16 protein-coding genes are annotated in these 14,266 nt (G+C 69.7%); 8 read left to right on the forward strand and 8 right to left on the reverse strand.

The features are described from left to right. Positions 1–279 precede the first annotated feature (279 nt). Positions 280–2,328 carry a hypothetical protein gene (locus KME75_RS33735; RefSeq protein WP_219418999.1) on the forward strand — a complete coding sequence of 683 codons (2,049 nt, stop codon included), beginning with the start codon at positions 280–282 and terminating at the stop codon, positions 2,326–2,328. A gap of 169 nt (positions 2,329–2,497) precedes the next feature. Here KME75_RS33735 and KME75_RS33740 read toward each other — a convergent pair whose 3' ends face one another. The 5 genes from KME75_RS33740 to KME75_RS33760 all read right to left on the reverse strand — a co-directional run bounded on the left by KME75_RS33740 (position 2,498) and on the right by KME75_RS33760 (position 6,642). Then, positions 2,498–2,722: a hypothetical protein gene (locus KME75_RS33740; RefSeq protein WP_219419000.1), complete on the reverse strand. Its 225-nt coding sequence runs from the start codon at positions 2,720–2,722 to the stop codon at positions 2,498–2,500. Positions 2,723–2,779: 57 nt separating this feature from the next. Beyond that, on the reverse strand, positions 2,780–3,193 hold the full coding sequence (locus tag KME75_RS33745; RefSeq protein WP_219419001.1) for an STAS domain-containing protein: 414 nt from the start codon (positions 3,191–3,193) through the stop codon (positions 2,780–2,782). A 1,070-nt stretch (positions 3,194–4,263) separates the two neighbouring features. Further along, positions 4,264–5,007, reverse strand: coding sequence for a PIG-L deacetylase family protein (locus KME75_RS33750; protein WP_308283321.1), 744 nt, complete (start codon positions 5,005–5,007; stop codon positions 4,264–4,266). A gap of 154 nt (positions 5,008–5,161) precedes the next feature. Then, the gene (locus tag KME75_RS33755) at positions 5,162–5,467 is read right to left on the reverse strand and encodes a hypothetical protein (RefSeq protein ID WP_219419002.1); all 306 of its coding nucleotides are present in this window, start codon (positions 5,465–5,467) and stop codon (positions 5,162–5,164) included. Between the two features lie 329 nt (positions 5,468–5,796). Beyond that, positions 5,797–6,642 (reverse strand): class I SAM-dependent methyltransferase, encoded by an 846-nt coding sequence (locus KME75_RS33760; RefSeq protein ID WP_219419003.1) that lies wholly within the window; start codon positions 6,640–6,642, stop codon positions 5,797–5,799. 153 nt (positions 6,643–6,795) lie between these two features. Between KME75_RS33760 and KME75_RS33765 the strand changes: the two genes are divergently transcribed. Beyond that, complete coding sequence (locus KME75_RS33765; protein ID WP_219419004.1) at positions 6,796–7,257, forward strand: ArsI/CadI family heavy metal resistance metalloenzyme; 462 nt, start codon at positions 6,796–6,798, stop codon at positions 7,255–7,257. 112 nt (positions 7,258–7,369) lie between these two features. After that, entirely contained in the window at positions 7,370–7,987 is a 618-nt protein-coding gene (locus KME75_RS33770) for a sigma-70 family RNA polymerase sigma factor (RefSeq protein WP_219419005.1), read from the forward strand. Between the two features lie 519 nt (positions 7,988–8,506). Here KME75_RS33770 and KME75_RS33775 read toward each other — a convergent pair. Further along, positions 8,507–9,013, reverse strand: coding sequence for a hypothetical protein (locus KME75_RS33775; protein ID WP_219419006.1), 507 nt, complete (start codon positions 9,011–9,013; stop codon positions 8,507–8,509). 266 nt (positions 9,014–9,279) lie between these two features. Here KME75_RS33775 and KME75_RS33780 point away from each other — a divergent pair, with 266 nt between their 5' ends. The 5 genes from KME75_RS33780 to KME75_RS33800 all read left to right on the forward strand — a co-directional run bounded on the left by KME75_RS33780 (position 9,280) and on the right by KME75_RS33800 (position 11,422). Further along, positions 9,280–9,543, forward strand: a complete 264-nt coding sequence (locus KME75_RS33780) for a hypothetical protein (protein ID WP_219419007.1) — start codon at positions 9,280–9,282, stop codon at positions 9,541–9,543. Next, positions 9,536–9,718: a zinc-binding dehydrogenase gene (locus tag KME75_RS44105; protein ID WP_219419008.1), complete on the forward strand. Its 183-nt coding sequence runs from the start codon at positions 9,536–9,538 to the stop codon at positions 9,716–9,718. Before KME75_RS33780 ends, KME75_RS44105 begins: the two co-directional genes overlap by 8 nt. Before the next feature lie 149 nt (positions 9,719–9,867). Continuing rightward, positions 9,868–10,365 carry an SRPBCC domain-containing protein gene (locus KME75_RS33790; RefSeq protein WP_219419009.1) on the forward strand — a complete coding sequence of 166 codons (498 nt, stop codon included), beginning with the start codon at positions 9,868–9,870 and terminating at the stop codon, positions 10,363–10,365. Further along, positions 10,362–10,700 (forward strand): ArsR/SmtB family transcription factor, encoded by a 339-nt coding sequence (locus KME75_RS33795; RefSeq protein WP_219419010.1) that lies wholly within the window; start codon positions 10,362–10,364, stop codon positions 10,698–10,700. Before KME75_RS33790 ends, KME75_RS33795 begins: the two co-directional genes overlap by 4 nt. Before the next feature lie 203 nt (positions 10,701–10,903). Further along, a complete protein-coding gene (locus KME75_RS33800) occupies positions 10,904–11,422 on the forward strand; it encodes a hypothetical protein (RefSeq protein WP_219419011.1) in 519 nt (172 codons plus the stop codon). 87 nt (positions 11,423–11,509) lie between these two features. Here the strand turns inward: KME75_RS33800 and KME75_RS33805 are convergent, their stop codons facing one another. Together KME75_RS33805 and KME75_RS33810 are read right to left on the reverse strand one after the other, a co-directional pair. After that, positions 11,510–12,304 (reverse strand): IclR family transcriptional regulator, encoded by a 795-nt coding sequence (locus KME75_RS33805; RefSeq protein ID WP_219419012.1) that lies wholly within the window; start codon positions 12,302–12,304, stop codon positions 11,510–11,512. Between the two features lie 149 nt (positions 12,305–12,453). After that, positions 12,454–13,797 (reverse strand): MFS transporter, encoded by a 1,344-nt coding sequence (locus tag KME75_RS33810; RefSeq protein ID WP_308283323.1) that lies wholly within the window; start codon positions 13,795–13,797, stop codon positions 12,454–12,456. Positions 13,798–14,266 lie beyond the last annotated feature (469 nt).

A 14,266-nucleotide genomic window follows, 5' to 3' on the forward strand; every position in this document is an offset into this window, starting at 1 on the left:
GCGACGGTCCGTTCACGTGGGCTTGTGTTGGCAAACCCATTCTCGCGTGAATCGGACCGTCACTCGTTTGTCGACACGCGCAAGTTGATCTCAGAACCGTAACGAAACGCTTCGCTGAATAACCCTCGTTCCATGGCTCCTCCTCGGATTCGCCTGTCGAGTGGGGACTTCCGGTCCCACCCGAGATGCGTGAGCAAGGCTGTTACGGCGGTAACCGGCACGGTTACGCTCGGCGCGGGATGACCCCCGGCTCGGTCGGCTACGGATACGAGGCGAGCGATGAGCGACGACGCTGATCTCGGCCTCGTCGAGTGCGCACATCTCGCGGTGGCCCGAGGCGACTGGCAGCAGGCATTCGACCTCCTCACGGAGGCGGACGCGGACGGACTGCTGGCGCCCACCAACCTTCCGGTGCTGGGCGAGGTCGCCTATGCGGCGGGGCATCTCGATGTGACCATCGAGGCGTGGGAGCGCGCCCATGCTGCGTCCATGCAGGCCGGTGACGCAGTGGCGGCCGCAGGAGCAGCCGCTCGCGTCGCGATGCACCTGCTCTTCGACACTGCCCTCATGGCGCCGGTGCGCGGCTGGTTGGCGCGGGCGGAGCGACTCCTCGAAGGCCGGGGTGAGACGTCGGCGCACGCATGGTTCGCGGTCGTCCGCACCTACGAGCGGATGCTGATCGGCGACCTGCCCGTCGCTCGGCAGTGGGCCCGACAGGCCATCGAAGTGGGTTCGTCGTGTGCCCCCGCGGCGTCCGCCATCGGACGAGTAGCAGAAGCCCGGCTGCTCATCCTGGACGGCGATGTCCGGCAAGGTCTGGCGCTGCTCGACCAAGCCGGGGTGGCGACCGTCTCCGGGGACCTCGATCCGCTCTCGACGGGGGTCGTCTACTGCGAGCTCGTGTGCGCCCTGCAGGGACTCGCCCAGTACGACGTCGCCGAGCAGTGGACCGAGGCGATGGAGCGGTGGTGCGAGACGAACGCCATCGGGAGCCTGCACGGGCGTTGCCGGGTCCACCGCGCCGAGATCCTCAGGCTCCGCGGGTCGTGCGACGAGGCGGAGACCCAGGCGCTCATGGCCTGCGAGGAACTGCGCCCCTACCTGCGACGCGAGCTCGGGTGGCCGTTGAACGAGCTCGGCCGGATCCGCCTTCACAGGGGCGACATCGCGGGCGCGGAGGACGCACTGCTGGCCGCTCATCGCGCCGGGTGGGACCCACAACCGGGTCTCGCGCTGGTGCGACTCGCGCAGGGAGACGCGGCAACCGCGGCCACCTCCATACGAGACGCCCTCGAGCGCCCGTTGCGAGTTCCCTCGAAGGAGCGGCCGCCGAACACCGACCTGCAGCGCGCGCCGCTGCTCGGTGCGCAGGTCGAGATCGAGATCGCGGCCGGCGAGATCGGCCGGGCTCGGTCAGCCGCCGACGAGCTCGAGCTCGTCGCCGCCCGATTCGAGAACAACGCGATGGTCGCCGTCGCCGCCCTCGCCCGCGGACGGGTGCGGCTCGCCGACGGCGATGCGACGGGCGCGGAGCAGTCCTTGTCGGAAGCAGTGCGACGCTGGAACGAGGTCGGCGCCCCCTTCGAGGCGGCCGTTGCACGCATGGCCCTCGCCGAGGCCTATGCCGCCGGCGGCAGCGAGCACCGGGTCGTCCTGGAACGCCATGCGGCCCGCACGATCCTCGAAGAGATCAAAGCCGCACCACCGGTGGCCCCACCAGCACACGTCCAGCACAAGGAGGCAAGCTCCAGCGTCTTCCGCCGGGAGGGCGAGTACTGGACGGTGATCTTCGACGGGCACACCTCGCACGTACGCGACCTCAAGGGCATGCGATACCTCGCGCGGCTCCTCGGCGATCCGGGCCGGGAGTACCACGTGCTGGATCTCGTTGCCGCGGAGCCCGGTCGCAGCGCCAAGGTGGACAACAGCAAGGCGGCCGAGCTGCCCCGCTCGGGACTTGGCGACGCAGGCGAGGTCCTCGACGCTCGAGCCAAGGACGCCTACCGCCGACGCCTCGCCGAGATCGACGACGACATCGACCAAGCACGTGCGATCGGGGACGCCGAGCGGGCCGCGCAGGCCGACGCCGAACGCGACTTCCTCGTGCGTGAGCTCGCGCGCGCGGTCGGCCTGGGTGGTCGTGATCGACGAGCCGCGTCCGCGTCCGAGCGGGCGCGAGCCGGTGTGACCCGCGCCATCCGTCAGGCGATGGGCCGGATCGGCGAACACGATCCCCGGCTCGGCGAGCACCTCAAGCGCACCATCCGCACAGGTACCTACTGCGCCTACTCTCCCGACCCTCGCGCACCCGCCGGGTGGGAGTCATGACGACGGGACGACGTACCCGCTCTCCCGGAGGGCCGCAGATTCCCGATCCCCGGCGACGGGTGCGCCTGGACCGCCTCGTAGCACCGCGTCGGCAGCCATGCTGTGACGGTGTCGAACAGGCCCCGGACCTGGACGGCATCGACAACGACATCGGCATCGGCCACGCCCGTCAGCGGCGACCCTTGTCCGACGGCTTCGACCCGGCCGTCGGACACGGACGGTCATCCATGATCTCGAGGTGTGCGAGAAGGCGGTCCCGGGCGAGTCGCTCGAGCCCGACGACGCGCGCCGCAGAAGGCGAGCCCTGCAGCTCGCGCAGACAGTTGCGGACCGTCAGGCTGATGGCCGGTTGGTCGAACCGGGAGCTGAACTCGGCCACGAGGTTCTCGGTCACGTCGGTGATGCAGGAGTGCGCTCCTGCACCGCCTCCGGCAAGGCGGGACATCCGGCTCTACGCCCTTTCGCGTTCGGCTGGTTCCCTGGGTGTACCCGGGGAACCGAGGAGAGGCGTCCTCGGACGAGCGAAAGTGCGACTGCGGATTCCCAGAGTGGCGACCACGGCGTCGGCCGGGATACCGACGACCCCGTCGCTCTGGATCGCGCGAAGCGACTCGCCGATCGTCGGCCTACCGGCGTCGGCGACGTGGATCGTGACGCCACGGCGGGCAGCAAGTCCGTACAACAGGCGCAGACAGTCGGCCGTCTGCTCGTCGAGGTGGTCGACCGACGAGAGGTCGATGACGACATGCACTGCCCGGGTCAGCTGCTGAGTGATCCGCAGCATGAAGAACGGCATGGTCGAGGGGATGAGCGGGCCGGCGACCCGGACGATGACCGTGTCAGGCGTCGGGGCGTGCAGCCGCACCTCGAGTTGCTCGTCGCGGTGCTCATGGTCCCTTCCGCTGCAGGATCCGACCTGTCGGGGAGCGATCTGGGTCACGGTGGCGCCACTTCCTGCTCATCGATGAAGACATGCCCGTCGTGCGCGTGGGCGCGGTCCGATCGGGGGACTGCCAGGGCATCCGGCGTCGGTCGTGGCCGGGCCTCGAGCTGACGGCAAGCGCGGCCGGATCGTGTCAGGGACGGCACGATCACGCCGAGCGCTGCCTTCTGCGGCCGGTGCGCTCCGGTGTCGGGGCACGGGGCCAGGTCGGCGGTCACTCGGCGCCCGGACGCACGGGCGGTGCCGGAATGTGGTTCCCGTGGCGCGGCGTCGGGCACCTCGAGTACAGGGTGTTCATGATAAGCGGATCATGCGGTCTGTCACGAAACGCACCACCGGTGAGGGGAATCCGCGTGCATCTTCTTGCTCATCCGCGACTCCAATTACGCGCAGACGTGTTGGCCCGGAGGACTGCTGGCGATGATCAGCGCACCGGACGTGTCGGACAAGGGGAAGTGGGCACAACTCGTTGCAACACCGAGGCCATGTGACATTAGAACGATCGACGGCAGGTCGCAAGCCTGTGTCCCGCCACGGAAGGACCGAACACGGACGATTTTCCACACCGGCTCGCCGGAGAGCGTGAGACATGTCGACAGTCGTATCTCACTCTCCGTGAAACCACCCTGAGGTAAGCAGGTGCTCAAAGATCCGCGTTTGTCGCCGCGGTCGACCCTGCACGACTGACGGCCGGTGGGCGCGCACGGCTGCGGTTGGCCGGCAGGATCCGATGTCGGCCGGGGATCACGCTCGGCGAACCGTGCAGCCGGAGGTGAGTGTTCGAGAACCGTCGCAGCGTCTGGGACTTCAGTGGAGGAAGAACGCCGACCCGAAATGAAGATCGGCACCGCCTCCGTATTCCCCGGCACATCCCGATGGCTCGCCCACGGGAAAAAGCCGTATCGTGGTGCTCATATCCGCGGTTGCGCGGACCATGCTCCGTGAGGATCTTTCGTGGACCCGGCGGAGCACATCGCGCTGAACACCGGAGCTCAGACGCCCTGGAGCCGGATCCGCTCGAACGCGACGGCGTGGTGCACGCCGAGCGCGGTGCCGGCGTGAGCGGTGAACCCGCGCAGGAAAGCTTCGGGATCGAAGTCCCGGCCGAGGCCGTCGAGGTAGACACGATGGGTCCGCAGCGACTCGACGCCCACGGCGAGGGTGCCGGTGACGTCGACGGCGTGGCTGGGCCGATCCGCGCCGAAGACGTAGACGTCGGTGGTGCCACCCCAGGGTTCGAGACCCTCGTCGAGCAGTTCGGGGAAGATCCATCGGTTGGCGGCGTCGCGGGCGGCGTCGAGCACGGCGATCCCGACGGCCCGGTGGTCAGCTTGGTTGAGGATCCGTTGGCCGACACCGAGCCCGTAGGTCAGCGCCGGGGTCGCGGTGAGCAGGATGTCGGGCCGGCTGCGGCGGATCTGCCGAGTGATGTCGCGGCGCAGGTCGGAGCCGTACTGGACGATCCCATCGGGGTGGTGCAGGAAGGTCACGTCCTCGACGCCGACGATCGCCGCGCTCGCCACCTGCTCCTTCTGGCGCAGCACCGCCGCGTCATCAGGGGAGATGCCGTCGATGCCGGCCTCGCCGTCGGTGACGATCACGTATCCGACCGTCTTGCCCGCACGGGTCCAGGCCGCGATCGCGCCGGCGGCGCCGTATTCGAGATCGTCGGGATGGGCGACGACGGCCAGGGCCCGGCTCCAGTCGTCCGGCATCGGTTCGAGTGGCTGGTTCACGATGTCCTCCAAGGGTCGATGGCCTCCTGTCTGACGGTGCGGCCGCCGCGGGGACGCACCTCGGTGACGCTCAGCAGGCGGTGGAAGCCCGCGAGCCACTGCGCACCGAGCGCGACTCGTTCCCGGATCCCGGCCCCACTTCACGCGGTCACGGTCACACCTGGACGGTCCAGCAGTACCTGGTGCCGTCCGCCTTGGTTGCGCAGTGCAACTTCCACCCGATGGCGAGCCGGCTTCCGTCGGGATGGGTGACGGTCGGCGTCGGGCCGGCCGCGGCGGCACCGACGGCGATCCCGAGGGCGAGAAGCGGGGCCAGCAGCACGCGGGCCGACCGACCCCGCTGCCCGGTCGTGGTGGGCATCTTCGGCTCCTGGACGAGCCGGTCGTCCCTCCCCGGCCCGGCCGTCGTCGGCAGATGCCCGGTCGCCGGCACCGCTCCGAGTAGTGCGCGTGCTCGCATGATGGTCTCCTTCTGAGGTCTCGACGTGCCGGCGTGATCGGCCGGCGTAGTGGTCGAGGCGTCGCATCACGTGGTTTCAGGGGCCCGAACCTGCAGTACGGACCGTGCTCGATCCGTCCGCCCGTGACGGGCAGTTCCGCCGGAACGGGGCGGGCCCGGTGCTCGGCGACCGGTTCCGTCGGCGGTTTCGGTCTGGCAGAGCCGGGTCGGGAAGCGGCTGCCGTCAAGGGAGCCTGCGCCGGAGGCCGGCCAGGCCAGGCGCATCGGCCCCAGCAGCCGTGTCCGGGGTCGAGGTTGATGTGGCCCGGGTGCGCGACCGGGTCGTCCTGCTACGTCACCCGCTTGCGGGCCGTCATCAGCAGGTACTCGGCTTCGTAGCCGCTCTCGCCGCCCGAGCCGTGGTTCCAGTTGGTGAGGAACTGGAGGAAGTCCCGGTCGAGGGCGGCGAGCCGGTCGGGATCCGCGGCGTTGAACCGGTAGACCGCGATCGTCGGCCCGTAGTGGCGCTTCCAGTACTCCCGGAACGCGGCCGGGTCGCCGGGGTGGGTCATCTGGATCGACTGCCGGCGCAGGTCGAGCCCGGTGACCCGGTCACCGAAAAGCACGCGGACGTGCTGCTCGTCGCCCCACAGCGGTGGCGGACCGGCCCCGGGTGGGGGCGGCGGCGCATACGGAGCCATGGTCCGGAACAGGTGGCCGATGAAGCCGTCCGGCGTCCAGTTGATCATCCCGATCGTGCCCCCGGGCCGAGCGACCCGCACCAGCTCGTCGGCGACGACCTGGTGCCGCGGCGCGAACATCGCCCCCACCGACGACATCACCACGTCGAAGGCGTCGTCGGCGAACGGCAGCGCCTCCGCGTCCGCCTCCGCCCATTCCAGCTGGACCCCACGCTCGGCCGCGATCCGGCGGCCCGCGGTGAACAGCTCGGGCGTCAGGTCCGACGCGACGACCGCCGCGCCCAGCGCGGCCGCCGGGATGGCGGCATTGCCGGAGCCGGCGCCGACGTCGAGGACGCGCTGGCCCGCGTGCACGGCGCAGGCTCGGACGAGCTCGGGCCCGAACGAGGGGATCAGCTCGGCGGCCACCCGCGGGTAGTCGCCGGCCGCCCACAGCGCCCGGTGCTTGGCCTTCAGCGCACGGTCGGCGTCGCGCGCCACACTGGTGCTGGTCATGACGTTCTCCCTCGGTCGGGTGTCGATGGCCCCCTCTCTGACGGCGCTGCGGCGGCGAGGACGCAGCCGATCCTCCGCGTGCGTCCGACCGGCCGACCGGTCGTCATCACAGCCGACTGCACAACCAGCACCGCGACCAGGGAGCCACCGATCATGTCCAGCACCCGGATCCAGCTCGCGCTCAACGTCGAGGACCTCGCCGAGGCCACCGCGTTCTACACCCGGCTGTTCGGGGTCGAGCCGCACAGGGTCCGCGCCGGCTACGCCAACTTCGCCGTCGCCGACCCGCCCCTGAAGCTCGTTCTCATCGAGAACCCGGGCGCAACGCAGCGGCTCAACCACCTCGGGGTCGAAGCCCCCACCCCGGACGATGTCGCCGCCGCACTGGCCCGCTTCCGGACCGCGGGCCTCGAGACGACGGTCGCCGAGCACGACCTGTGCTGCCACGCCGTGCAGGACAAGGTGTTCGTGGCCGCCCCGGACGTGCCCCACGGATGGTGGGAGTACTACAGCGTCACCGACGACATCCCCGCCAACCCGGACGGCACGACGACCTCGGTGTGCCAGGCGAACTGCGCCGCCCAGGACACCCCGGACAGCACCTGCTGCGGCTGAGCGACCTCCCCGGCGCCCCCGGCAAGGTGCTCGACCGGCGACAGCTGCGTCCTCGCCGGGCTACCGTCGTCAATACCGTCGGGCACCAGCCGGGTGCCGGAGCGGAGGAACCATGACCACCGAGACGACGAGCAGCGGTGTCGGGACCACGCTCGGCGAGCCCACCGCCCAGGTCTGGCGTGACCTGCTGCGCCAGCTGCACACGTTTGTACGCCGGCGAATCGCCGACCCGGACCGGGCCGAGGACGTCGTCGCCGAGATCCTGCTGCGCATCCACCAGAACATCGACTCGCTCGACGACGCCGAGCGGCTGCCCAACTGGGTCTTCCGGATCGCCCGCAACGCCGTCATCGACGAGTACCGGCGGGCCGCCCGGGGGCGCGAGCAACTCGTCCCCACCCTCACCGACGACGCCGGAGCCGCGCCGCCGGACGAGGACGGTGCTGCCGTGCTCGCCGAGCTCGCCAAATGCCTCCGCCCGCTGCTGACCGCGCTGCCCGCCGAGCGGCGGCGGGCAGTGGAGACGATCGACCTCGACGGCGCCGCACAGGCCGACGCCGCGCAGCGCGAGGGCATCTCCCTGTCGGGGATGAAGTCACGGGTGCAGCGAGGCCGCCGCCGCCGCCTCGCCGAGCTGCTCGGCCGATGCTGCACCCTGACCCTCGACGCCCGCGGCGTGCCCATGGACTACACCCCTCCCCCACGCTGCCACTGCGCCGGCCAGGCCTGATCGTCGGGCACGCTCACCGCCGCGACCGCCGGGGTGTCTGAGCGCAGTGATCGCTGGAACCGCGGTGGCGGCGGAGGGTTGGTTTCGGCGGGCCGGGCGAGCGGTTGATCATGCACATGGGCCGGCGGGAGCCCGGATCAGTCCGCGGGCGGCACGCTCCCTGCCATCGGGAAGGTCGCGGAAGTGCCCGGGGTGCGCCGAGGACCGGGGCAGCGTGCTGTTCGCCGACGCCGCCAGCGGCCACTGAATGCGGTGCCGCCATCATCAGTGTGCAGCAGCTCCTCGCGCAGTCGGCCTGAGCAGCCTCACCCACTCATCGGCCGGTGAGCGACGTGGTGAGTTCGGCCCGACCTGCAGCAGGTTGTGCTGCAGGTCAACCACTCCCCCGTGATCAACCGCTCCACGAGCCATGGGGTGCTGTCTGCACCGCACGCTCCCGCTATTGGAGAGCAGCCTCCGGAAGGCGCCGCGGCGGGGCGGGCACCCGGCCTACGCGCCGTGCTCTGAGCCCCCGGTTCGTCAGAAGTATCCGTGCACACGGTTGGTCTCGGCCGACTTGAGCGTGGACCCGCCCGCGGTGACGAACCGGACACCGACGTAGAGCTCGTCGCCGTCGCCCTCGTACCAGCCGTTGTCCTCGTCGAGCTTGTAGCCGGGCAGCCGGATCGTCCGGAAGAAGTGCAGCCCGTCGGATGCCGCCCACAGCTGGCCCGACCCGCCACCGCTGCCGCCGCCGTTGAAGTACGGCCCGTACTGCAGGTCGTCGCTGGAAGGGTCGTCGCCCCACAGCCGCAGCTGCATCGTGTGCCCGCTCGCGATCTTGGCCTGCGCCTCGGCCTGAGGCATGTTCACCACGCCCTCGACCGCGACCCAGTAGAGGTCGTTCGAGTTCTGAGCCGTCACCGTGAGCTTCGCCGACATCCCCGTGATCGCGGCTTGGGCCGGCGCGGCCGCGACGCCGACGGTGATGCCAACGGCTGCGACGGTGACAGCGGCGGCACGGGCGAGCTTCGAAGGAATACGCATTTCTGGCCTCGTTCCTCTGGAGAATCCGGATCTGTTGTCCGGATCGCTAGGAAACGAATCGTGCGGCTTCCTCCGTACAGGGTCGATGGAGCAGCCCCTACACCCCTGCGGGTCCACCCCTCTCCTCACAGGGGGACAACCCCACGCATTAGCTGTCCAGTGCGGTCTCGGCCTCGCCGCGCTGCTCGTGCATAAGGGTCGCGGCGCACGGGCCGCACCCGCGAGGGAACGCCACCGGCGCCACCAGGGCCCTCCGCACTCGGCCCATGTTGCTGCTGCTCGCCGCCGGCGCGCTGACCGGCCTCGTCATGGTGGCGCTGGTCAACGCCCTCCCACTGTGGCTGGTCGCGCAGCACGGGCTGCCGCCGGACGCCGCCGTGATCGGCGTGAGCCTGGCCGCACTGTTCGCCGGCGCCGGACTCGGTCGCCTCGCCGCCGTGGCCGTCGCGAACCGGATCGGGACCAGCAGGGTCGTCGAGCACGCCGACCCAGCTCAGCGTCTGCGGGGCGGCGAGCGTTCATGTGGTTAACCACCCAAACCGCCTCACCGCCGCGCGGCTCGCACCCGTCGTCGAGCTCGCGGCGCGCGGCGAGTACGCCACCGAGATCGCAAGAGCCTTTCCGTTCGCAGAGCTGCCCTCGGCGCTGTCGCTCAGCGAGACGGGGCACGTCCGCGGCAAGATCGTCGTGACGGCCGCGGCGTGACGGATCAGCTTCTACACGGCGTGGATGACGCCGGCCGTCCCCGGTAGATCACCAGCGCACCGTTTACACGAGGTCTTGCAACCTGTGGGTTGCACTCGAGGCCCAGATGTGCAATCGTTTCGTTGCACATCGACCCCAGGGAGGAAGCTGTGAACGACACCACCTACACCGCCACGGAGCTGGCCGAGCTCGACCGGATCGCCCGGCAGATCGACATCGACGCGCCGGCGGAGCGAGTATGGGAGCTGGTCGCGCGGCCCGGTTGGTACATCAACGACGGCGTGGTGGAGGCCGAGCCGGACCTGCACTACGAGGGCGATGTGGCCGTGGTGCGCCATCCTTCGCTGGGCGAGTTCCGGTTCCGGACGGTGAAGCTGGACAAGCCGCGCTACGTCGCGTTCCGCTGGATCGGGACCCCGTTCCGGGACGACTCGACGCCCTCGACCCTCGTCGAGTTCTGGATCGACGAGCGTGCCGGCGGCGGGGTGACCCTGCGCGTTGTGGAGAGCGGGTTCTCCAGTCTCGCCGACGACCCCGCCGCGTGGCTGAAGGAGCGCGAGGGCAATGACAAGGGTTGGCTCGCCGAGCTCGAGGCCGCGAAGGTGTTCGTCGAGAAGAGCGCGCCGGGCCCGACGACGCGGCCGTGACCGCCGCCCTTCCCGCCGTGTGTGCCGCGCTCGGCGACTCGACGCGCTGGGAGATCCTCACCCGGCTCGGCGAGGGCCCGATGTCGGCGTCCGCGCTGGCCAGGGTCCTGCCGGTGACCCGTCAGGCGATCGGAAAGCACCTGGAGGTGCTGCGCGAGGTCGGGCTGGTCGAGTCCGAGCAGCGCGGGCGCGAGGTCGTCTACCTCGCTGTCGGCGCTCGGCTGGGCGCGCTGGCCCGGGAACTCGACCGGATCAGCCGCTCCTGGGAGACCCGCCTGCTGCGGATCAAGGAACTGGCCGAGCGCCCCGACCCCGACGTGCCCCCTCTGTTCTGATCGCCCCGCCGGGCCCGGCTGCGACCACCGGGCAGGGCTCACCGGCGGTGTACCTCGGGGTGCGCGCCGGTGCAGCCCACCGCCGCCGACGTGCTTCTGGCCGGTCGCGCCTTCCGCCGTCGGCCCGCTCGTCTGCTACCTGCGCGACGGCGACCGGGTCGCCGTAGCCCTTCTCGCATCTACTCCACGCACGATCACAGAAGGTGGACACGATGGACACTTCTCGGCTTCGGGACGCCTACCGCGCGCTGCTGGACGCTGCCGCCACCGTGGCCGACTCCGGTGACACGATTCCCGCCCCGCCGCCCGGTGAGTGGAACGTCGACCAGATCCTGGCGCACGTCGCCATCATCAACGCCGCCACCATCGCCGCCGCCTCCTGTGTCACTTCGGGAGCGAACTCGACCTACGACAACCGCACAGCCCTGGACACGTGGACCATCGAACGCGTCATCGCGCGCGCCGGCGGCAATGCAGGACTTCGGGAGCGAATCCGCCTCCAAGGAGAGGCCCTCTGCGCACTCGGCGGACCGGCACTCAGCGAGGCCGAGCTCGACACACCGCTGTCCACCCTGCTCCTCTCCAACGGCAAGGTCCTGGTCGATCAGCCAGTGCGCTTGGGAGACATCATCACGGGTCTCGCAGAAGTGGAGCTACCCGGCCACACGAAGCAGCTCCTGGCCCTACTGCCGGGCACCGCTGGGGCAGCGGTCACGTCGTGATCTCCCGCTCGCGGTCACCCTGACCGCCCGCGGATCGGCGGGACACCTCTCGTTCCGCAGCCCCAATCGGCGGGCGCAGCCGAGAGGTCAGTCGGTTCCCGTCTCGCTCCACAGCACTTCGGTCATGCGGTCGATGATCTTCTGCATGTGTTGGAGGGCGTCGGGGATCTGAGCTCGACCTAAGCGGCTCCTCGGGCCGTTGAGGGTGAGGATGGCCACCAGTGTCCCGCTGGCGTCGCGAATGGGGCGGGACAGCGAGAGCAGTTCCGGTTCGAGCTCGTTGTCGATGATGGCGAAGCCCTGCTCGCGGACTTGTTCGAGTTCGTTGAGCAGGGTCGCGCGGTTGGTGATGGTGTGCGGGGTGTAGGCCTCGAGGTTCTCGGGCAGCGTGGCACGCAGCTTCTCGGCCGACTGTTCCGCGAGCAGTACTTTGCCGGTGGAACTGGCGTGCAGCGGGTAGTGCTGCCCGATCATGTTGCGCCCGAGGACTCCGAGCACGTGTGAACCTGCCGCCTCGGCCACCAGGTCGAGTCCGCCTTCGGCGTTCGGTACGGACAGGGTCACCGACTCGTTGAAATCGTCCGCCAGCTCCTGAAGCAAGGGCTGCGCCCGCGCCACCAGGCCCGCAGAGGGGTCGGCTCGGCGTCCGAGACGGGCCAGTTCCCAACCGAGGACGTAGTTGGTGTCGATCCGGTCGACGAGCCCGTCCTGCTGAAGGCTGTGCAGAAGACGAAAAGCGGTGGGCCTGCTGAGGCCGGCAGCCTTCGCCAGGCTAGTGACCGTGGCGCCCGTGCGGGGCTGAGCGGCCAGCTCACGCAGCAGGCGAACCGCCTTGGTGACCGACTTGTTCGTCAGATCCGCCGGCTCGGCGCCCTCGCTCATCGTCCCCCCTCGACCGCACTGATGTCCTGGGCTGAACAGGCCCGAACAACGTCCAGCATACGGTCTCTTCGTTCACTACGCGAACACCGGGGAGTTCGAACAGCGGCGCCCGAAACTCTGGTCTCGGGCGCCGCGCCGATCCGAACAGGCTACGGACGATGCGGAGCCGACGTCTCGCTCAGGCTCCGACCCATGGTTTCCGGTGCGAGGACCTGCGAGACGATCGCGCCGACCACGCAGACTCCCGCGGCGATGAGCATGCTCGTCCCGGCGCCGAGGTTGTGCATCGACCACGGTAGGAGGAATGTGCCGATGCCGGCGCCGACCCGGCTGAACGCGGTGGCGAAGCCGGTGCCCAGGCCGCGGATCTCGGTGGGGAAGATCTCGCCCGGGTAGACACCGGTCAGGGCTGTGCACATGGCGTTCGCGAAGGCGAAGACGAGGAAGCAGGCCAGCACGACCCAGGGCGGGGCGGCCGACCAGAGTCCGATGACGATGAGGGCGGCGGCGGACACCCATTGCTGCGGGATCGTGAGCCTGCGTCGGCCAATCCGGTCGATCAGCAGGAGTGAGACCACGACACCGAGCAGCGCGAGCCCGTTCACGCTGATGGCCCCCACCAGTCCGTCGCCCAGGCCGTAGTCGGCCAGGACGCTCGCGGCGAAGGTCGCGATGGCGAAGTACGGCGTGACGGCGCAGAACCAGAACACGGAGATGAAGGTCGTCGCCCGCACGTAGTCCCGGGAGAACAGCATCCGGAACGTGCCCTTGCGGGCAGGTCCGTTGCTCGTGTCGAGCGCGTCCTCGGGCTCTTCCAGGCAGCGGTGAGCGATGCGGTGGGCTTCTTCGGTCCGGCCCTGGTTCATCAGCCAGCGCGGCGACTCGGGAAGGCCGAACCGGGCCACGAACAGGATCACGGCGGGCACGGTGCTCGTGCCGAGGATGATCCGCCAGTCCACGGAATAGACGGCGATCATGACGTAGGCGATGGCGGACGCCAGCATGAAGCCGATGTACCAAGCGACTTCCGAGAGGGACATGAGCCGTCCCCGCAGGCGGGCGGGGGCGAACTCGGCGAGCAGCGGCCAGCCCACCGAATAGTCGGCGCCGATCGCGATGCCCATCAGCAGGCGCACGGCGAACAGCTGCCAGGCCGAGTCGACGAAGAACTGCAGGACCGAACCGACGATGAAGAGGGCCAGGTCGATCGTGAACAGCGGCTTGCGTCCGAGTTTGTCGGCGAGCCAGCCGCCGAGCGGCCCGCCGATGAAGATGCCGATCAGCGCGGCCGCGCCCGTCAGGCCTTCGACGAGTAGCGACATCTCGAGTTCGGCATTGACCGCGAAGATGACGTTGCCGATGATGCCGAGAATGTAGCCGTCGATGAACATCCCACCGCCGATCACTGCTGTTATCCGGACGAGAAAGCGTCGCTTGCGAACCCTGGCGCCCTCGTCCTCCCCGACCTGGCCGGGGCTGTCGATGGTGGTCACCGCTTCAGTCCTTCCTGGTGTACGTCGTGGCCCGCGGGGCGGGGATGTGACCGCCGCTCGGCGCACGAGCCGCCGGGGAACGCAGTGGACACACTCCAGCTCAGCGCCTCGGCTGAGCAGGAAGGGCTGAACACGGCCGAATGTCGGGCAGATTGTTCGCACGATCTGTTCATCGTTGAACACCATTCGGATCGTTGGATGGGATCGGGCGGCTTCGTGCTGGACCGTTGGCCTGGCCCTGCCGCTGAAACTTCTTCGGGTCGGACTGTCCCCGGCTGCGCGTCGCGCTATGCGGAATGAACGTCGAACTCGACTGTTCCCAGACCCTCGAACGTGCCGGACCAGTGAGGTGATCTCAGCAAGATCGTAGCGCGACGTGAGCGCGACACGCTCATATCGGACAATCTGCGCGGTGCTGGTGAGAGCGTGGGGTCCCCCGATAGGGAGTTCTCACCACAAGATCGACCCG

It is taken from the genome of Pseudonocardia nigra, assembly GCF_019396355.1.
In the GTDB taxonomy this organism is placed as follows: domain Bacteria; phylum Actinomycetota; class Actinomycetes; order Mycobacteriales; family Pseudonocardiaceae; genus Pseudonocardia; species Pseudonocardia nigra.